Below are 19289 nucleotides of genomic sequence, written 5' to 3'. Positions count from 1 at the left end.
CGGTCCCACGGTGCCTCCTCAGGGAGTTTCCAACTTGAAGGAGATGGTGGTGACCACCCGCACCTTCTTGATTTCAGGCGTGTAGCTGTCCAGATCTTCAATGCTGAACAGGCCTTGGGTGGCGGTGAGGATACCGCCCACCCGGCTGCCTGAGTCCTGAGCGAACTGTTCGGCGGCGCGGCGGGCATCACGGGTGGCTTCAGCCACCATGTCCGGCTTGACCGTTTCCAGTTCGGTGAACAGGAACTGGGGCCGGTGTTCGTAGCTCTGTGTCAGGGCGACGCCGGCGGTCACCAGGGTGCCGGTTTCACGCATGGCCTGGCTCACCCGCCGGGCGTCATCGGTGCGTACCAGCACCACCACGTCCGCCCCGAATCGATAGGACGGGCGGTGTTCCCCGTAGATGTTCTGCTCCCGGTCGGTGATGGTGGGCGGCACGATCCGGATCTGTTCCCTGTCAAATCCCTGGTTCAGCAGAAAGTCGATGACCTGACCTCGCTGGCCGTCGATACTCTGCTGCAGTTCATCCAGGCGCTGCGCCTGGACCTGGAACACCACGGGCCAGAGGACCAGATTGGCGGGAATTTCCCGTTCCGACAGGCCCCGTACCGTCACCTGCCGATGGGCGCTGGTGATCTTGTCGGCGGAGGACGTCATGCCCTGGCGTACTTGGGAGCCCAGCAGGGCCGGTCCCAGGATCAAGCCCACGCAGGCCAGGGACAGGGCCAGGATGGAAACCAGCAATAGCGAGCGTTCTTTCATCATTCCTCCTTGACAAAAAGAAATTTGTGCGGAAAGGGAAGGGGGTGTGGGCAGGCTTGTTGTTTCATAAGGTCATATAAAAAATCTATTTATAACTTTATCGAACATCCTGTGGTCACAGTGTTCCGGTATCAACTCGGTATCTTCGTTGTGTGGATCGATGTTGATGCCGATCCATGCATATAAGGTTTATCGTAGTGAACCACCGGGGCCGGCACAATGCTGACCCCTCACGAAAGTCGGCCCCGTTCGAGGCCGCCGGAAAGTGGAGCAAGCACGATGAAGGCCTTGCAGGAAACCCTCTCCATCGCCCTGGCGGCAGCTCCATGGCTGCTGCTGGGCCTGACCATGGCCGGGCTCGTGAAGGCCCTGATTTCTGAAAAGATGCTCGGCAAGGCGTTGGGGGGAGACGGGGTGAAGCGCGTCGCCCTGGCGGCGGTGATGGGGGCTCCGTTGCCCCTGTGTTCCTGCGGCGCCATACCCACTGCCCTGGCCTTGTATCGGGGAGGTGCGGGACGGGGCCCGGCCACCGCCTTTCTCATCGGCACGCCGGGCGTGGGGGTGGATTCGGTAGCGGTCACTTATGCCCTGCTGGGGCCTTTCATGGCTGTGGCCAGGGTCATGGGCACCATCGCCACCGCCATCGCCACCGGACTGCTGGTGGCTGTTACCGGCAAATCACCCGCGAGGGCCGCGGCGGGCAGCACCGGTTGCCAGGGATCGGGATGCTGTGGAGATGCCCATTCACACCTGCATGAGACGGATCAGGTCCGCCAACCGCTGGGCCGGCGCCTCAGCGGGGGGCTGGCATTTGCGTTCAACGATGTGCTGGACGATATCACCGTGTGGTTGGTGATCGGTCTGGTGGCTGCCGGCGTCCTGATTGCCTATGCCCCTCCTGAGACCATGATGACCTACGGCAGCGGTCTGCCGGCCATGCTGATGGCAGCCTTGATCGGCATCCCTCTGTACCTGTGCGCCACGGCGGCGACGCCGATTGCGGCAGGCATGATCGCCAGCGGCATATCACCCGGCACGGCGCTGGTATTTCTGCTGGCCGGGCCCATCACCAGTTTGGCGACCCTGGGTGTGTTGCGCCGGGAATTCGGCGGCACCGCCTTGGTTCTCTACCTGACGGGCATCGTGGTTACGTCCGTGATGGCCGGCCTGCTGGTGGATGCCTGGGTGCGATGGATGGAACTGGATCTTATCGCTCAGGTGGCGACGGTACGGGAACTGCTTCCGCCGTGGTTGGAATGGTCGTCGCTCATCCTGCTGCTGATATTGATGTTACGCCCCCTGGGTCGTCGGCTGGAGATGAATTCCAGCGCGAACCAATAAGGTCAACCACTACCCGACCCGGCGTACCTCTGCGGAGGAGTGCTGCTGCAGGGTGCGAAGCAGATCCAGCCCCTGCGGCCAGGGGCCGAAGCCGGATGCCACGTTGATGTGACCGGCGCTGCCGATGTTGATGACCGGAGTGCCCCATCGGGTGGTCCAGGGAAGCAGCTTGGCCATGGGCATCCAGGGATCGTTGGTGCTGGCCACCACCAGACCGGGAAACTCCAGCGGGCGGGAGGGCAGCCGGGAGGCCAAGCTTTCGGCCGGGCCTGATGGATCTCGCGTGCCGAAGGGAGAGAACCGGTCCGGGTCTGCCGGCGCCACCAGCATGACCCCGGCCACCTGCGAGGACAGACGACTGGCGGCGGTGACCGTCGCCAGGCAGCCGAAGCTGTGCGCCACCAGCCAGACCGGCCCTGTCGAACGGATGATTTCGTTGCTCACGGCCTCTGCCCAGCGGGACAGGACCGGCGATTCCCAATCGATGCCGGTGACCCGGCGAGTATCCGGAAGCGCCGATTCCATCCAGGTTTGCCAGTGTTCGGCTTCACTGCCGTGAAAGCCGGGTACGATCAGTGTGGTGTGGGCCATGACGATACTCCTGAACGATCCTGACCCCGACTTTAAGGGGATTGTTGCTTCATCAAGAAAGAATAAATTTTATTCTATTAATTCCTTTTTTGAATTTATGGTGTCCTGATTGGATTGAATACCGCCTACCCAAGGGATGTGACGGCACCCATCATTCAGAACACATCCTGGCAGGGATGTGTAGCCCGGCGTGTGCAGTGAAGGTGTGTGACGCTGCATCCCGGTTGCTTTCAACGGTATGATCGCGAGGTGGCATTCAACAGCGCATGTCCCTGACGCAGATCAAAGATACCCATGGCTATCCGGTGGGTGATCAGGTCCTGATCCGTATGGGCCAGACTCTGGCCGACAGTCGGCTGGAGGGACTGAACAAATTTATCCATGGCTTTACCGGGGATGAGAAGCTATTCACCGCATCAAACCCTCGCACGCATGAGCAAGCGCTAATGGACGACACCTATGCCCGAAAGATCCCCGACCCCATCGAGGAGAAGTCGAATGGCGGAGCTCTAAAGAAGCATCCCGGGCCTGCCAGGAACGGGCGGAGGCCGCGAAGCCGCATGGGACAACCAGCGCAGGCGTCGGCAATCCATGGTGCAGGAACCCCTGGGCATCAAGGGCGGAGTTTGGTTCGAACCTGGGGCCTTTCCCGGGCTCGAGCGGCCGGACTTATCTGCGCCATGTCCCTGTGCTGCGCAGTCTTTGCGATCAACTCGGTTGCTGCCCAACAGGCATACGGTAGCGAGGATAGGCCGGTGCGCTCCAGTGCGCCTGATGGCACACCCGAGCCCCCGGGTAGGGTCGAGGTCCAGCGCGTCGCCAAAGATGACCAGATCCGGCAACGGATCACGGACATTCTTAGAGCGACAAACTGGTTCAGCGAGCCCGAGGTCACTGTCCAGGAAGGGATCGTTTTCCTTAAAGGAACGACGGCAAATGAGGAATCCAAGCAATGGGCCAGAGATCTGGCGAAGAATACGGAGGGCGTCGTTGCAGTCGTCAATGAAATCGAGGTGGTCCCCACCACGGTTTGGGATTTCGATCCCGCCTTTCAGGTACTGAACGATTTAGCACGGGGTCTCGTTCGATCGCTGCCCCTGATTGTGGTGGCGGTGGGCGTCATCGTTATTTCATGGATCCTCGCCCGGTTAACGGTGTTCGTCCTGCGTCGTCGGCTGCTGGCGCGACCCCTCAGCCAGCTTTTGCGGGAAGTATTGGCTCGGGCTGCCGGAATGCTTGTCATGCTTGCCGGCCTATATCTTGTGCTCCGTATCGCCGGGCTCACCCAACTCGCGCTGACGGTGGTGGGCGGCACAGGCCTGATCGGGTTGGTGCTGGGCATCGCATTCCGGGACATCACCGAGAATTTTCTTGCCAGTCTCTTTCTGAGTCTGCAGCAACCGTTTCGTGAGGGCGATCTGGTCGAAGTGGCAAACGTCACGGGTTACGTTCAGCGGTTGACCTCTCGTACCACGGTGCTGATGACACTCGACGGCAATCAGGTACAGGTCCCCAATTCCACCGTCTTCAAAAGCACACTGCGTAACTTCACGAGCAATCCCAATCGCCGCGATGATTTCATCGTGGGGATCGGCTACGAGAATTCCATCTCTTCTGCCCAGGAAGTCGCCTTGAAGGTGCTGGGTGAACATCCGGCCGTTTTGCATGAGCCCGAACCGATGGTGCTGGTGGAAGAGCTTGGGCCATCCACGGTCAACCTGCGCGTGTATTTCTGGATTGATGGCGGTCGCCACAGCTGGGTGAAAGTGAAATCGTCCGTCATTCGACTCGTCAAACGGGCCTTCCAGGACGCCGGCATCTCTCTGGTGGGCGAGGTTCGCGACATCACCTCAGCTGAGGGGATGCCTGTCGGTATGATGGAAAGCGAAGGGCATCCAGAACCAGTCGACTCAGTCCTGGTGAGGTCGACCGTCGAGCCCAAGACAGTTGCGACCTCTGCGGAAGCCGGTCTGCAAAGCGAAGCCCAGGAGATCAAGGAACAGGCACGCAGATCCTGGACCCCGGGGGAGAATCTCCTAACCTCCTCGTCGTCTGCGGATACCCATTGAGGGTACGTGTGGGGGATAAATGCATTTTCCCGCTGGTAGCCGCAGATCGGTTTGAGCATTTCACCGTCGCGGTATAGCCTGCCAATAGGTGTTTGCTGAAGCCATTTCGAAGGAGAGATGACATGAGGATCCATGCCGGTAATCTTTGGGCAGGTGCGACCCTGTGGCTCGCCCTGGCCGCGGCACCCGCCCTGGCCGAGGAGGTGGTGGAACGAAGCATCAGCTCTGAATATCAGTCCATGCGTCTGGTCAAGGTGGTGGATGGCCTGACCCACCCCTGGGCGGTGGCCTTCCTGCCCGATGGGCGCAAGCTGATCTCCGAGCGCCCCAATGGACTGGTCCTGGTAGACCGGGACGGGCGCAAGGCACCCCTGCAAGGGTTTCCCGCCTTCCATGCCTTCAACCAGGGCGGGGTGCTGGATGTGGTGCTCCATCCCCGCCATGAGGACAATGGCTGGATCTACGTGACCTATTCGAAGGGCGATGCCCGGGGTACGGTGCCGGCCCTGATCCGTGCCCGGCTGGACGGCGGCCGGCTCACGGCGGTGGAAAATATCTTCGAGTCCAATACGTACACTCAGCCCGGGCGCCATTACGGTTCCCGCTTGCTGTTTCTGCCTGACGGCACCCTGCTGATGACCATCGGTGACCGCGGCGCCCATCCTCCCAGGGCCCAGGACACCCTGGACCACTCCGGCAGCATCGTGCGCCTGAACGACGACGGTACGGTGCCCGAGGACAATCCCTTCGTGGGGCAGGAGGGGTATGCCCCGGAGATCTACACCTACGGCAACCGCAATATCCAGGGCATGGCCCTGCATCCCGCCACCGGTGAGGTCTGGGTCACGGAACACGGCCCCCGGGGCGGGGATGAACTGAACCTGATCGAAGCGGGCAACAACTACGGCTGGCCCGTGGTGACCCTGGGGCGGGATTACCGGAGCGAGGACCGGTTCCCCGATGCCCAGGGCCGTCAACGGGAAGGCATGGTGGACCCGGTATTCGAGTTTCTGCCCACCCTGGCGCCCTCCGGGCTGGCGGTGGTGGACAGTGCCCACTTCCCGCGCTGGCAGGGTAATCTGCTGGCGGGCGGCCTGCGTGCCCAGCGCATCCTGCGCCTGGTGGTGGAGGATCATGCGGTGGTCCATGCCGAAGAGCTGCTGCGGGACCGCGTGGGCCGGGTCCGGGATGTCCGTCAGGGGCCTGACGGGTATCTCTATGTGCTTAATGACGCCCCCAACGGTGCCCTTTATCGCATCGAGCCGGCCCGCTGAACCACGGCGTTGCGTGGACGCACGTCAAACCGGGAGGAACCCGTGTCGAGAAATTGGTCTTCTTCCTCTGTTCCCAGGATTCGGATCGGCAAGATTCGATCCTCCTGATCCACCCAGCCAGGCCGATGCAGATGAACCGCGCCATAGAAATGATCACCGGGCTGAACGTCATCCAGCGACCAGGTGACGTCCAAGGGGAAAGGGTCCTGAGAGCGCGATACAGGATCAACGCTCAGTGTGCCGGAAGCGGGGGTATTCGGCGTGATGATCATGTAGTGGAGACTGTAGTGATCATCCGTGCGCATGGGCGCCAGGTTTTGCCCGACCACCCACCAGGTCCCGGGTTCCGGGTTCGTGATCACGAGCCCCTTGCTGTTCAGTAAAACTCCCGTGTCCAGTGTCTCGACGGGGTCGTCTCCCTTGCCCACATGGAATTCCATCCCCGGAGATTCCGTTATTCCCAGATCCACGAACAGGACCCATGCGCCCTCGGGCACGCTGATGGATTCCATGAAAACCCCGCCATCGCCATTGAATGGATATTCCGGCGTGGGGTCCGAGTCCAGTACCCCGGAAACCTCGATTCCCCTGATCAGTCCGTGGGTCGCAAATTCGACATCCGGTAAGGCCTCTACGCGCTCGTAGCGACGAGTGTCCTCGCGCTCCAGGGTATGAATCCTGATGTCCCGGGGCAGATGGGCCATGGTGTCCCGGATGGAAATGGGCATGGTCAGGGTCCGGACAGCGCCAGCGGCCTCCGTCAGTGTCAGGGAGCCATGTCGAAAGACGCCCAGCTCCCCGCCTTCATGTTGGGTCGCAACAAGCCGCAGATCTTGACTCTGCCCGGGCCTCAGGGAAAAACTGCGGGGCGAAACCTCCATGGGGCGGCCATCCTCCAGTTCCGCGACCGCCTCCCAGTGGGTGGTCTCACCGGAGACGTTGGTCAAGCGGCGGCTCCATCCGCAGTCAAGGACGCACGCCCCACGCCCTAGACTGGCCAGATTCAACCGGCTCGGGTCGCCCACATCCGGTGAGGCATTTTCCCAACGCAGGCTTGGGTTTGCCGCTTCATAGCCTGGTCCGGTCTCGTCCAGAACCAGTGGTGCACTGATGGCCCCGGCGGCATCCACCCGCCCGCTCCCTCGGTCAAAGGGGGTGGCCGGCTGGTCATCGTGATTTTTGATGCCCTCCGGCCGGGCTGTGGTCATGATGGCGGAGCGGGCCTGTGCAGGTGTCCAGTCCGGGTGCAACGCGGTGATCAGGGCCAATACCCCGGCCACATGGGGGCTGGCCATGGAGGTGCCGTTCCAGACGGCGTAGCCCGCGCCATCCACCACCGGGGCCAGGATCGCCGACCCGGGTGCCACCACATCGGGCTTGATCACGTCGGGCACCTGCCGGTTCCACCCACGCGAACTGTACGACGCCACCCGGTCCGCACCCCCGGGATCATGCCGTACTTCAGTCCCCGACAGGCTCCCCGTCAAAGGTTCACCCGCTTCCAATGCCTCGCTCAGCCACTGCGCCAAACGTTGGGCGTCCCCATAGGTGATGTGCACGGCAGGCAAGAAGTGTGGGTCCGCCGCCAGCGCCGATTCATCACCGGGCTCCACCTCGACCAGGATCATCCCGACGCCACCATTGTCCAGGACATGTTGCCCCTTCTCCACGCGAGCATTTTCACCACGATCACAGATCACGATTCTGCCATTGAAACGAGAGTCAAACTCCCCTTCACAGAACCGGTCACCGAAATCCACCGCGTGGACGATCGGGGCAGGGTCCAGGCCCCGGGTCAACGCCGCCCCCGTGATCCGCTCGCTCCTGTCGCCCCAGGACAGCTGCAGATGGTTGACGTAACTCAGTGCGTGCGTACTGGAACCGACCGTGAACACCCATGGTGCGTCACCGGGCGTATCCACGGTGGCATTCCCGGGCCCGTCATTGCCCGCGGAGACCACCACATGGATCCCCAGGTCGATGGCCGACAGTAAGGGAAGGCCCAGCACGGAATCCTGCCAGGGATCATACTCCCCACCGCCCAGGGAGAGATTGAGCACATCCACCCCATCCATGACGGCCTGTTCCACGGCGGCAATGAGGGCTGAATCGCGAAAAAAACCACCGTCTTCGTAATAGGCATGATAGGCAATGAGGTTGGCATGGGGCGCCACGCCGGAGAGATTGGCTATCAGGCGCAGCCCAGAAGGGGCGTATACCGTCGCCTCCCGGACAAAATTCCCCACCGCCGTGGCGGCCACATGGGTGCCATGGCCATGGCGGTCCACGGGGTTGTACCCTGCATCATCCAGCGCCCAGGCACCAATCAATTTATTGTTACAAGGGAAATTGGGGTTGTAGAGGCGAACGTTGCCGGGATCGCAAACCCCATAAAAACGTCCCCGAGGATTGTCATGCTCGTAGCCATCATCACCGACTTGCGCGAATGACGGGCTGTGAGGATTGATGCCTGAATCAATGACCCCCACCACAATGCCCTCACCCATGGTGGGCGGCAGACCCGGGTGAGCCTTGCCTGACCAGACAGCGGGGGCGCCGATCAGGGCCGCGCCGGGAGACGCGAACTCCGCCCCGGGCAGATTAAGCCGAACGCTGCCGCCTCCGCCGGAGTTGAAACAGGCCGGGAGCATGACCACAACCCCCGCCGTCGTCAGCAGGAATAAGGTGGTACGGGGACGTCCATGGCGCCGATAGATCCAGAAGGCCGTGATGAATATCAGCATGGAAAGCCCGAGCCACGCCAAGGGCGACGCGGATGTTGGAGGCGTCTTTTGTTCGCCTTCGTATATCCACCGCGTATCGTCGGCCATCCCCCGCGGGCCGGTGACGCCTTCGCGCTCCACGGACAGGATGTCGGGGTGCTCCCGAATGCGCCCCGCCTCGACCGTGCTCAGAGGCACGGCCAATCCATGCATCGTGACGTCATATATCCGCACAATGGTCAGGGGCCTCCCAAGGTCGGATTCCAGGTCCCGGATGATGCGTTGACGTTCCCCCCGCAGGTATTCACGGTATTGCTGGACGGAGGCCTGTTCCATGTCCAGTCGCCGTACACCGGCTGCCCTTGGGTTGGTGGGAGGGTAACCCGCAATACCACCCTCATAGCGGGCAATGGGTTCACCGGAAAGCGTCACGATATACAGCGGATGCTCCCCGGCCAGGGCGATGACGGGCAGGAGCCATAACGCGAGGAAAACAAGCCGGCATTTCGCCGGCCGGGTCCGAATTCTATTCTCAACACTGCCTTTCATCGGTCGCCCGCCCGTTGCTGACTGGTTCTTCTTGCGGACGATAGCACAGGCTCCATGGGTGAGATTCCACAACGACGAAGAGGAAGGGAAGGGCGCCTTTGAAAAAGCCAATGATCAGCAGGTTTTGGAAAAGCTCCCGTGCGGCTGCTAGAGTTGATAGGAGTGCTTGTAACTCGTCACAAGGAGAGCGTCATGATCCATTGGGCACTGATCTTTCTGATCGTGGCTATCGTCGCGGGGGTCTTGGGGTTGAGCGGTATTGCCGGCGTGGCCACGAACATCGCCTGGATCCTGTTCATCGTCGGTCTGGTGGTCGCACTCATATTCCTGATTACGGGCAGAAATCCGCGGATCTGATCCTGTAGACGTATCGTTTTTGCTTTTGATCCTGATCCTGATCCTGATCCAGGTGGGATGCGATGAAAGGCCTCTCTTGCCGTCACTCCCGCGAAGGCGGGAGTCCAGGGTTTTCGGTCTGTGACTGGACTCCCGCTTGCGCGGGAATGACGAGGGTGGTGGGAATGATGATGGCGGGAATGACAAGGATGCGGGGGTGACCAGGCATGGCGGGAGCGCATGAGCGAGTAAGAGGCTTAAAAGCGATACACATCCTTTCGATGGCGGTTACATACCCACGGATTCAGGATCTGCCGGTGTGCGTCCCGGTTCCACGAAGACGCGGCTGTTGAGTGGCCGCACCCAGGTGTTCGAGCCCTGGGACAAGCCCAAGGACCTGAGCCGGCTCTTGGGCAACTCGGCATGGATCAGGTCCCTGGCGCCAGCCACCTGCAGTTCCAGGCGGGCGGTCGGCCCGACCACCGTGATGCCTTCGACCACGGCTGCAAGTGCGCCTTGTGCGCTGTCGTCCGCCAGGATCTCGATGTCGTGGGGACGCACATAGGCCAGTCCGTGACTTTCCAGTTGATCTCCCGTTGCTGCCGTGGGCAGGGCCAGGTCGCCGATGCGGGCCTGTCCGTCCTGCACCCGGGCATGGAACAGGTTGACCTGGCCCAGGAAGCTGAACACGAAGGGATTGGCCGGGTGATCGTAGACCTCCTCCGGGGTGCCCTCCTGTTCCACCCGGCCCTGGTTCATCACCACGATCCGATCCGACACCTCCAGGGCCTCTTCCTGGTCATGGGTGACGAACACGCTGGTGAGGTGGATCTCGTCGTGGAGGCGACGCAGCCAGCGGCGCAGTTCGGCCCGCACCTTGGCATCCAGGGCGCCGAAGGGCTCATCCAGCAGCAGCACCTTGGGTTCCACCGCCAGGGCGCGGGCAAGGGCGATGCGCTGGCGCTGTCCCCCGGAGAGCTGGGCGGGGAGGCGGTTGGCGGTCCAGTCCAGCTGGACCAGTTCCAGCAGGCGCGTGACCCGGTTGCGGATCTCGGCCTTGCTGGGCCGCAGGCGCCGGGGTTGGACCGTCAGACCATAGGCCACGTTGTCGAACACCGTCATGTGCTTGAACAGGGCGTAGTGCTGGAACACGAACCCCACGCCGCGTCGGCTGACGTGGACATCGGTGGCATCCTCGCCATGGAAGCGGATGCGACCCGAATCGGGGAACTCCAGGCCGGCGATGATGCGCAGCAGGGAGGTCTTGCCGGAGCCGGACGGGCCCAGCAGGGCGGTGAGCTGGCCCTCGGGGAGGGACAGGGTGACGTCGTCCACGGCCACGAAGTGGCCGAAGCGCTTGTTGACGTGTTCGATTTCAATGCTCATGGGCTGTCCGCAGGATGTGGTTTGTCTGAAGGTGAAAAGGGTTGGGGTCACGCCGCTGCCTGGTGGCGTTGGCGTTCATCACGCCACTCCACCAGGCTCTTCACGGCAATGGTGACGATGGCGAGTCCCGCCAGCAGGGATGAGACGGCAAAGGCGGCGGTGAACAGATACTCGTTGTAGAGCACCTCGATGTGCAGAGGCATGGTGTTGGTCTCGCCGCGGATGCGTCCGGAGACCACGGCCACGGCACCAAACTCTCCCATGGCCCGGGCATTGCACAGGATCACCCCGTAGATCACCCCCCACTTGATGTTGGGTAGGGTGACGCGCCAGAAGGTCTGCCAGCCGTTGGCGCCCAGGGTGAGGGAGGATTCCTCCTCCTCCTTGCCCTGCTGCTGCATGAGGGGGATCAGTTCCCGGGCCACGAAGGGCATCGTGCCAAAGGCGATGACGATGATGATCCCCGGCACGGCGAAGATGACGCGCAGGTCATGCTCCGCCAGCCAGGGGCCCAGCCAGCCCTGGGAGCCCAGCAGGATGACGAAGATCAGGCCCACCACCACCGGCGAGATGGCAAAGGGCAGGTCGATCAGGGTGATCAGCACGGATTTGCCGCGGAACTCGAACTTGGCGATGGCCCAGGCCGCCATGACCCCGAACACCAGGTTGATCGGCACCACGATGGCCACCACCAGCAGGGTGAGGCGGATGGCGGCCTGGGCATCGGGTTCCGTGATGGCGGCGTACCACACCTGCAGGCCCTGCTCAAAGGCCCCATACAGCACCACGGTCAGGGGCAGGACCAGAAACAGGCTTAGAAAACCCAGGGCGATGCCGATGAGCAGGCGGCGGACCCAGGCGGGCTCTTCGGTGGCCCGCCGCCAGGTGGGGGTGGCCACCCGAGTGCCGTGTATGTGCGAAGCGATGGTACTCATGGGGATCTCTCCGGCAGGGTCAGCGGCGGCTGTGGCGGGCGGTCCACCACTGCAGGGTGTTGATGAGCAGCAGCAGCACGAAGGCGGCCAGCAGCATCACGGTGCCGATGGCGGCGGCCCCCGGATAGTCGTACTGCTCGGCCTTGGCCACGATCAGCAGTGGCGTGATCTCGGTGCGAAACGGCAGATTGCCGGCGATGAAGATGACCGAGCCGTATTCTCCCAGCGCCCGGGCGAAGGCCAGGGCAAAGCCGGTGAGCAGGGCGGGCAGCAAGGCCGGCAGGATCACCCGCCGCAGGGTCGTCAAACGGTTGGCCCCCAGGATGGCGGAGGCCTCTTCCAGTTCCCGTTCCAGGTCTTCCAGCACCGGCTGCACGGTACGCACCACGAAGGGCAGGCCGATGTAGGTGAGGGCCACCACCACGCCCAGCTGGGTATAGGCCACGCGCACACCCAGGATCTCCAGGTACTGCCCCACCCAGCCCGTGGAGGCGTAGAGGGTGACCAGGGCGATGCCCGCCACGGCGGTGGGCATGGCAAAGGGCAGATCCACCAGGGCGTCGATCACGCGCTTGCCGAAGAACTGATAGCGCACCAGCACCCAGGCGACGATGGCGCCGAACACCAAGTTCAGCAGGGCGGCGATCAGCGAGGCGCCGAAGGACAGCTTGTAGGAGGCCACCACCTGGCGGTGGCTGACGGCGTGCCAGAAATCCGCCCAGCTCATCTGGGCGGTGTACAGCAGGAACGCGCCGATGGGGATCAGCAGGATCAGTCCCATGTAAAACAGGGTGAAACCCAGGGTGATCCCAAACCCCGGAATCACGCTGGGCTGTCGCAAGGCCAATGTCATCACTCATGCTCCATGAGATAAGGTTTGATCGGATCCCATCGCCCACAAGCGGGCCGGCCCCCACGGGTGGGAGCCGGCCCCCCGGTGAACCGGTCTCAGTGGATCTCGGCCAGGATGCGGTCGAATACCCCACCATCATTGAAGTGGGTTTCCTGGGCGTTGCGCCAGCCGCCGAACCATTCATCCACGGTGTGCAGGTTCACCTCGGGGAAGCGCTCGGCGAACTCCGCCAGGATCTCGGGATTGGAGGGGCGGTAGTAATGCTTGCCCGCCAGCCGCTGCGCCTCGTCGGTGTACAGGAACTCCAGGTAGGCCTGGGCCAGCTCACGGGTGCCCTTGCGGTCCACGTTGCGATCGACCACGCTCACCGGCGGTTCGGCCAGGATGCTTACCGAGGGCACCACGATCTCGTACTGGCCCCGACCCAGCTGTTCCACGGCGAGGAAGGCCTCGTTTTCCCAGGCGATGAAGACGTCGCCGATGCGCCGCTGTACGAAGGTGTTGGTGGCGCCGCGGGCGGCGGGGTCCAGCACCGGGACATTGGCAAAGATATCCCGCACGAACTCGTAGGCCTTATCTTCATCGCCAAACTTCTCCAGGGCGTAGCCCCAGGCCGCCAGATAGTTCCAGCGGGCACCGCCGGAGGTCTTGGGGTTGGGGGTGATCACCTGGACGTCCTTGCGCACCAGGTCATCCCAGTCGCGGATGTTCTTGGGATTGCCGGCCCGCACCAGCAGGACGATGGTGGAGGTATAGGGAGAACTGTTTTGCGGCAGGCGGGTTTGCCAGTCTTCGGGGATGAGTTGGGCCCGGTCGTGCAGGGCGTCCACGTCGTAGGCCAGGGCCAGGGTGACCACGTCGGCATCCAGGCCATCGATGACCGAACGGGCCTGGGAGCCTGAACCGCCGTGGGACATGCGCACGTTCACCCGTTGGCCCTTTTCGGCTACCCAGTGGGCGGCGAAGGCGTTGTTGTATTCCCGATAGAACTCCCGGGTGGGGTCGTAAGAGACATTCAGCAAGGTAGCGGCCTGCTGGGCCAGGGCGGCCCCTGACAGCCCCAGTGCCAGGGCGGTGACACCGGCAAGGGCGAGACGGGAAAAGCGGGATCTGGGCATGACGTATGGACTCCGAAAGCGTTGTGTTGTGATGCGTTAGGGAAGCACTGAACAAGCCCCATTCCGTGACTCCCGGAGCAAGCCCCCTGCCGTCACTCCCGCGAAGGCGGGAGCCCAGAATGTTCAGTCCGTGACTGGATTCCCGTTTGCACGGGAATGACCTGTTCAGAACACCCATGGATATTCTCGTTTTTTCTATAAAAGAAAATTTACTTACACTTAAGTGAATATCAAAAGGCGTGCCAACTAAATAAATGCCGCCATAACAATGATTTATAAAAAGCAGCCAGAAAATTTTTCTGAAATCCGTCAAATAAAACGAAAATTTTCGTGATATAAGACGTGAATCGTTTTATTTGGTGAAATGTGCGATGGAATCCTTGCTTCTGACAATCTGGAACGATGTTGCCTCCCACGAGCCCATCGCATCCAAGCTGGAACACCTGCGACAGTCCCTGGGACTGCAGGTACCACTGTGCCAGCTGCAGCTATTCCAGCTTCAGGATGAGCATCGCCTCACCCGGGTGGCCTGTACGGGCGATGGGGCGGCAAATGGCGCTGCATCGAACCTGGAGATTCCAGGGGTGGCGGCGTGGTGTCGTACCGGGGACATGCTGGAAACCGGTGGGGGCGGACGGACATCCCCGATGGACCGTTCCTTCGCATCCCTGCATTCCGGGGTGGCGCTGGTCTGCCCTCTGAGGATTCAGGACCGTCCCGTGGGGGTGCTGCTGGTGGTGCCGGAGTCCCGGGTGGGGCTTGTCCCGGAACAGCGTCAGTGGCTGGAAGCCGTGACCTTGCCCCTGGCGGTGATCCTGGAGCGGCATCTGGAGGCGCGCGCCCGGGATGCCCTGGAGCGGGCCGTTCAGGTGGATCAGCAGGCGCTGGGTCAGCGGCTGGGCGGGCGCACCGAGGATGGGCGCATCGTTGGGGCCGAGGGCGATCTAAGGCCTGTCATGGAACGGATCGGGCTGGTGGGCGATTCGGATCTGTCGGTCCTGTTGCTGGGCGAGACGGGCTCGGGCAAGGAAGTCATTGCCAGGGCCATTCATGAAGGTTCACGGCGTTGTGGGGCGCCGTTTGTTCGCGTCAACTGCGGTGCAATCCCGGCGGAGCTGATCGACTCCGAACTGTTCGGCCACGAGCGTGGCAGCTTCACCGGTGCGCTATCCCAGAGACAGGGATGGTTCGAACGGGCGGATGGGGGCACCCTGTTCCTGGACGAGATCGGTGAGTTGACCCATGCCGCCCAGGTGCGTCTACTCCGGGTGCTGCAAGAGGGCGTGATCCAGCGGGTGGGTGGTCACGACGCAGTGCCGGTGGATGTGCGTATCGTGGCGGCTACGCATCGGGACCTGGCCGCCATGGTGGCGGCCGGCAGCTTCCGGGAAGATCTGTGGTATCGGGTGGCGGGTTTCCCTATCCACATACCGCCTTTGCGTCACCGTCCCAATGACCTGCCCGCCCTGGCGGAGCACATGGCCTGGCGCTCGGCCCAGCGCCTGGGTCTGCCGCTGGTGCTGCCCAGCGCGGAGGACCTGCGCCTGCTGGCGGCCTACTCATGGCCGGGCAACGTGCGGGAACTGGCAGCGGTATTTGACCGTGCGGTGGTGCTGGGGCAGGGCAAGCAGCTGGCGCTGGTCTCCGCCCTGGGGCAGGCCTTGCCGAGCGGGAGTGTGATGGAGTCACGGCCGACTGAATCCAACCCGGGAATGCCCGACCAGGCATTCCCCACGCTGGAGCAGGTGCAGCGCGCCCATATCGAGGCCGCCCTGGTCCGCACGCGGGGACGTATCTCCGGCCCCACGGGGGCGGCAGCCCTGCTGGGCCTTAATCCGAATACCCTTCGGTCCAAGATGCGCAAGCTGAAGGTACGCCGGGTGGAGTTCGGTGGATGGACCAATGACGGGCAATGATGAGGCTATCCGTCTGCAGTGCGGGGCGCGCCTGTTTCGACTCAGAAGGCACTGAAAAGAAATGCGGCACCAAGAAGGCTGATACCTCCGCCGAGTGCTCGTCCGAGCCACATGGGACGCTGGTGAAGGACCAGTCCCAACCCCATACCGGTGAAGTGTAAAATCCACGTCCCGATGGTCATTCCCGCAAGTGCTGGGATCATCTGACTCGATGACATTTCACTTCCATGTGCCACACCGTGAAAAATCCCAAAAAGACCGATCAGTGGCAATCCGACGGCCGGTGCCAGTGGTATTTTTTGGGCAAGCAGCATTCCTGTCACCAAGACTGAGAGCGCTATCATGTGCTCTACCGCCGGTAACGTGATGCCGGAGAAACCAATTAATCCGCCGATCAGCAGGAGTGATGCAAAGACAAGTGGAACAGACCACGCGTTTCGAAGTACCAGCGTACTCCAGATGCCGACAGCAATCATTGCAGCAACATGATCCATGCCCGTAAAAGGATGAATCAATCCCGTCAGGAACGGAGAGCCGTCGAAGGGGCCGACGTGGGCAAATGCCTGGCCAGGTAGCAAGCAGACTAAAATGATGGCAATTTTCATTACTGGATCCCTGAAATGCTGTATGTGGCTACCATGAAACGAGGTGTGGAAATCTCTGTGATGGCATCTGGTTCTTCGCGCGAATTCAATCTTGAGTCCAAGGCAGTCCCCAATAACGCCAGCCGCCAAGTCCCCGATGCCCGTCATCGTCAAGATCCCCTTCAAATCCCTCGGAAACATTGAAGACGTTACGATAGCCCGCCTTGGCGACTGCTTCCGCTGCCGCGGCAGATCGTCTCCCGCTGCGGCAGATAAACAGCAGTAAGGTTTCCCGATCCGCAACTTTTTCCAGATCCCTCATGAAATAAGGGTTTCTGACAAGATCACCGCCATGCCGCCACGCCATGTTTTCCCATGGAATGTGATGAGACCGAGGGATGCATCCGACAAACTTGACCTCTTCTTCTGTGCGTACATCCACCAGCAGGGCAAGTCCCTTGTCACATAGGTACCAGGCTTCGCCGGGGCGAAGATCGCCTGAATAGCAACGTCCTGACGAGTTGCCTCTGTCTCTTGCGCTTTTGAGTAGTTGTTCCAGTTCCACGCAGTCCACCTCACGAGGACCGTCATGGCTTGCGGTGCCGAAAATGGGCGGAAATGATTCGTTGCTGATGTCCATTGGTAAGCCTGCCATTCGGATTAAGGAAGCGCCGATGAAGTCCTCTGCCCTCACACCTCCGAGAAAGCGGGAATCAAGGATTTCATTCCGTAACTGGATTACCGCTTGCTCGGTAATGAGTTTTTCAGGACATCCTTTGAAGGCTTAAAAATTTCCCACAGCCTGGGAAGAGCTTGGTAGCTGCCCATGTTGCTTCAGTTGCGATGGGTTGCAGTTACCGTACTTACCGGAACGGGGAAATGACACGGCATGTCCTGATGATCGCGCGTTATTTAGCCGTTGTTTGAAGAGCATCAGGTCCGGGTGAAATTTGTCTGCGTCAATCAGGAAGCCGTCATGTCCGTGCATCGATGGTACTTCCTGAAGCTCGGCATGTGGGATCAGTCGAGCGAGTTCACGTTGCTCGTTGGGCAAAAAAAGCCTGTCGCTGGTCACCGACCCGATCAATACTGGCTGGTGGATGCTGCGCAAGACCTGTTCGTAGGGCCCACGGTTCCGGGCCATGTCGTGAGTGTCCATTGCATCCAGCAGAATCCGGTAGGCGTGGGCATCGAACCGATTTACCAGACTCGTCCCATGGTGTCGCAGCCACTGCTTGATTCCTGTCTCGGGATGATCACCATGAAGCAGGCCGTTACGTCGATCAGGTGGGGATCGCAGGCGATATTCCAGGGAGGCCGGACTGCGATAGGTAATCATCGCTATCGCCCTGGCGGCGGCAAACCCCGCTTCCGGCGGCCTCTCCTGAGGATAGTCACCATCAAGATAACGGGAATCCGCCATCAGGGCTTGTCGCTGTGCTTCCGTCCAGGCCATGCCCCATATGGAATGTCTACCGCTGGAGGCGATGCTTGCGACAGCCTCCACGCGATCCGGATCCAGCAATGCCCATTCAAGTGCATGCATCCCTCCCATGGAGCCGCCGATCACCAGGCGGATGCGCCGAATACCCAGCAGGTCAGCCAGCGCCATCTGGGCCCGGACCTGATCCCGTATGCTCACCAGAGGAAAGCGTTTTCCCCAACGGCGACCATCCGGGGCCGCCGTGGTGGGACCCGTTGAGCCGTAGCATCCGCCAAGGATATTGCTGCAGATGATGAAATCCTGATGGGGATCGAACAACCGCCCCGAGCCGAACAGGGGTTCCCACCAGGTATCTGCGTCCGCGGATCCGGTGAGGGCGTGGCAGATCACGATGGCGTTGTCGGCGCACGGCGCCAGTCTGCCCCATGTTCTGAAAGCTACCTCGACGTTGGGCAGGACGAAACCGGATTCCAGTAGCAGTGGCTCCGGAAGAACGCGACGTTGGGTCTGCGGCGATGTGATCGATGTGTTCATGCCGCAGACTCGATAAGTGCTCGACGCAAGGCCTGATCAAAGTCAGCCTTGATATCCTCGATATGTTCGATCCCGACGGAAACACGGATCAGATCGGGTCGTACCCCCGCGCCGGCCTGCTCCTGGGGGCTGAGTTGCTGGTGGGTCGTGGAGGCGGGATGAATGACCAGGGTCTTGGCATCCCCCACGTTGGCCACATGACTGGCCAGGCGTACTTGGTCGATAAAACGCCGAGCTGCGTCCGTGCCGCCGGCAATGCCGAAATTGAGTACGCCGCCGAAGCCATTTCGCAGGTATCTTTTTGCCTGCAAATGATAGGGATGGTGTTCAAGCCCGGGATATTCGACCCAGGATACCAGCGGGTGCTGATCCAACCAGTGGGCCAGGGACAGTGCATTGTCCACATGGCGTTGCATGCGCAAGGACAGGGTTTCCACCCCCTGCAGCAACTGAAATGCGTTGAAGGGGGATAGCGTTGCCCCGATATCGCGCAGACCTTCGACTCTGGCCCGTATGGCCAGGGCAATGTTGCCGAACGGACTGCCTTCGCCAAAGGCCTCCCAGAAGTTCAGGCCGTGATATCCCGGGGCAGGGTCCGTGAACAGGGGGAAACGCCCACCCCCCCAGTTGAAGTTCCCCGCATCGACGATGATGCCGCCGATGGAGGTGCCATGACCGCCGATCCACTTGGTCGCCGAGGCAACCACCACATGGGCGCCAAAATCAATGGGGCGGGCGATGTATCCTGCGGCGCCAAAGGTGTTGTCCACCACCAGGGGAATCCCATGCTCCTCGGCGAGGGCGCTCAGTGCTTCCAGGTCCGGTATGTTGAACCGGGGATTGCCGATGATTTCCACATAGAGCGCCTTAGTGT

At 61.6% G+C, this 19289-nt stretch carries 16 protein-coding genes; 5 read left to right on the top strand and 11 right to left on the bottom strand.

The genetic code is table 11. The features are described 5' to 3' along the window. Positions 1 to 18 precede the first annotated feature (18 nt). Positions 19 to 762, bottom strand: coding sequence for an SIMPL domain-containing protein (locus LQ952_RS12515; protein WP_238622971.1), 744 nt, complete (start codon positions 760 to 762; stop codon positions 19 to 21). 279 nt (positions 763 to 1041) lie between these two features. Between LQ952_RS12515 and LQ952_RS12510 the strand changes: the two genes are divergently transcribed. After that, complete coding sequence (locus LQ952_RS12510) at positions 1042 to 2103, top strand: SO_0444 family Cu/Zn efflux transporter (RefSeq protein ID WP_238622970.1); 1062 nt, start codon at positions 1042 to 1044, stop codon at positions 2101 to 2103. 9 nt (positions 2104 to 2112) lie between these two features. On the opposite strand, the gene LQ952_RS12505 is transcribed toward LQ952_RS12510, so the two are convergent. After that, positions 2113 to 2694 carry an RBBP9/YdeN family alpha/beta hydrolase gene (locus LQ952_RS12505; RefSeq protein ID WP_238622969.1) on the bottom strand — a complete coding sequence of 194 codons (582 nt, stop codon included), beginning with the start codon at positions 2692 to 2694 and terminating at the stop codon, positions 2113 to 2115. Positions 2695 to 2960: 266 nt separating this feature from the next. Here LQ952_RS12505 and LQ952_RS12500 point away from each other — a divergent pair, with 266 nt between their 5' ends. Further along, the gene (locus LQ952_RS12500; protein ID WP_238622968.1) at positions 2961 to 4763 is read left to right on the top strand and encodes a mechanosensitive ion channel family protein; all 1803 of its coding nucleotides are present in this window, start codon (positions 2961 to 2963) and stop codon (positions 4761 to 4763) included. 122 nt (positions 4764 to 4885) lie between these two features. Further along, entirely contained in the window at positions 4886 to 6037 is a 1152-nt protein-coding gene (locus tag LQ952_RS12495; RefSeq protein WP_238622967.1) for a PQQ-dependent sugar dehydrogenase, read from the top strand. Here the strand turns inward: LQ952_RS12495 and LQ952_RS15930 are convergent. Further along, positions 6013 to 9192 carry a S8 family serine peptidase gene (locus LQ952_RS15930; protein ID WP_347402082.1) on the bottom strand — a complete coding sequence of 1060 codons (3180 nt, stop codon included), beginning with the start codon at positions 9190 to 9192 and terminating at the stop codon, positions 6013 to 6015. The two genes, LQ952_RS12495 and LQ952_RS15930, sit on opposite strands and share 25 nt — an antisense overlap. A 309-nt stretch (positions 9193 to 9501) precedes the next feature. Here LQ952_RS15930 and LQ952_RS12485 point away from each other — a divergent pair, with 309 nt between their 5' ends. Continuing rightward, entirely contained in the window at positions 9502 to 9666 is a 165-nt protein-coding gene (locus tag LQ952_RS12485; RefSeq protein ID WP_238622966.1) for a DUF1328 domain-containing protein, read from the top strand. A 267-nt stretch (positions 9667 to 9933) separates the two neighbouring features. Here LQ952_RS12485 and LQ952_RS12480 read toward each other — a convergent pair whose 3' ends face one another. From LQ952_RS12480 to LQ952_RS12465, 4 genes are all read right to left on the bottom strand, one after another. Beyond that, the gene (locus tag LQ952_RS12480) at positions 9934 to 11031 is read right to left on the bottom strand and encodes a sulfate/molybdate ABC transporter ATP-binding protein (protein ID WP_238622965.1); all 1098 of its coding nucleotides are present in this window, start codon (positions 11029 to 11031) and stop codon (positions 9934 to 9936) included. 47 nt (positions 11032 to 11078) lie between these two features. Continuing rightward, positions 11079 to 11966 (bottom strand): sulfate ABC transporter permease subunit CysW, encoded by an 888-nt coding sequence (cysW, locus tag LQ952_RS12475; protein ID WP_238622964.1) that lies wholly within the window; start codon positions 11964 to 11966, stop codon positions 11079 to 11081. Between the two features lie 19 nt (positions 11967 to 11985). After that, the gene (gene cysT / locus LQ952_RS12470) at positions 11986 to 12819 is read right to left on the bottom strand and encodes a sulfate ABC transporter permease subunit CysT (RefSeq protein WP_238622963.1); all 834 of its coding nucleotides are present in this window, start codon (positions 12817 to 12819) and stop codon (positions 11986 to 11988) included. Positions 12820 to 12914: 95 nt separating this feature from the next. Next, a complete protein-coding gene (locus LQ952_RS12465; protein WP_274522013.1) occupies positions 12915 to 13937 on the bottom strand; it encodes a sulfate ABC transporter substrate-binding protein in 1023 nt (340 codons plus the stop codon). A 371-nt stretch (positions 13938 to 14308) separates the two neighbouring features. Here LQ952_RS12465 and LQ952_RS12460 point away from each other — a divergent pair, with 371 nt between their 5' ends. Next, a complete protein-coding gene (locus LQ952_RS12460; protein ID WP_238622962.1) occupies positions 14309 to 15853 on the top strand; it encodes a sigma-54 interaction domain-containing protein in 1545 nt (514 codons plus the stop codon). Between the two features lie 41 nt (positions 15854 to 15894). On the opposite strand, the gene LQ952_RS12455 is transcribed toward LQ952_RS12460, so the two are convergent. From LQ952_RS12455 to LQ952_RS12440, 4 genes are all read right to left on the bottom strand, one after another. Further along, positions 15895 to 16458 carry a HupE/UreJ family protein gene (locus LQ952_RS12455; protein WP_238622961.1) on the bottom strand — a complete coding sequence of 188 codons (564 nt, stop codon included), beginning with the start codon at positions 16456 to 16458 and terminating at the stop codon, positions 15895 to 15897. 85 nt (positions 16459 to 16543) lie between these two features. Beyond that, positions 16544 to 17077, bottom strand: coding sequence for a rhodanese-like domain-containing protein (locus LQ952_RS12450; RefSeq protein ID WP_238622960.1), 534 nt, complete (start codon positions 17075 to 17077; stop codon positions 16544 to 16546). A 144-nt stretch (positions 17078 to 17221) separates the two neighbouring features. Then, positions 17222 to 18415, bottom strand: coding sequence for a homoserine O-acetyltransferase MetX (gene metX, locus LQ952_RS12445; RefSeq protein WP_238622959.1), 1194 nt, complete (start codon positions 18413 to 18415; stop codon positions 17222 to 17224). Continuing rightward, a partial coding sequence (locus LQ952_RS12440) for an O-acetylhomoserine aminocarboxypropyltransferase/cysteine synthase family protein (RefSeq protein WP_238622958.1) occupies positions 18412 to 19289 on the bottom strand: 878 nt, incomplete at its 5' end. The genes metX and LQ952_RS12440, both read right to left, overlap by 4 nt.

The sequence above is a fragment of the Ectothiorhodospira lacustris genome, from assembly GCF_022227785.1.
In the GTDB taxonomy this organism is placed as follows: domain Bacteria; phylum Pseudomonadota; class Gammaproteobacteria; order Ectothiorhodospirales; family Ectothiorhodospiraceae; genus Ectothiorhodospira; species Ectothiorhodospira lacustris.
This window is presented reverse-complemented; position numbering and strand designations above follow the sequence as displayed.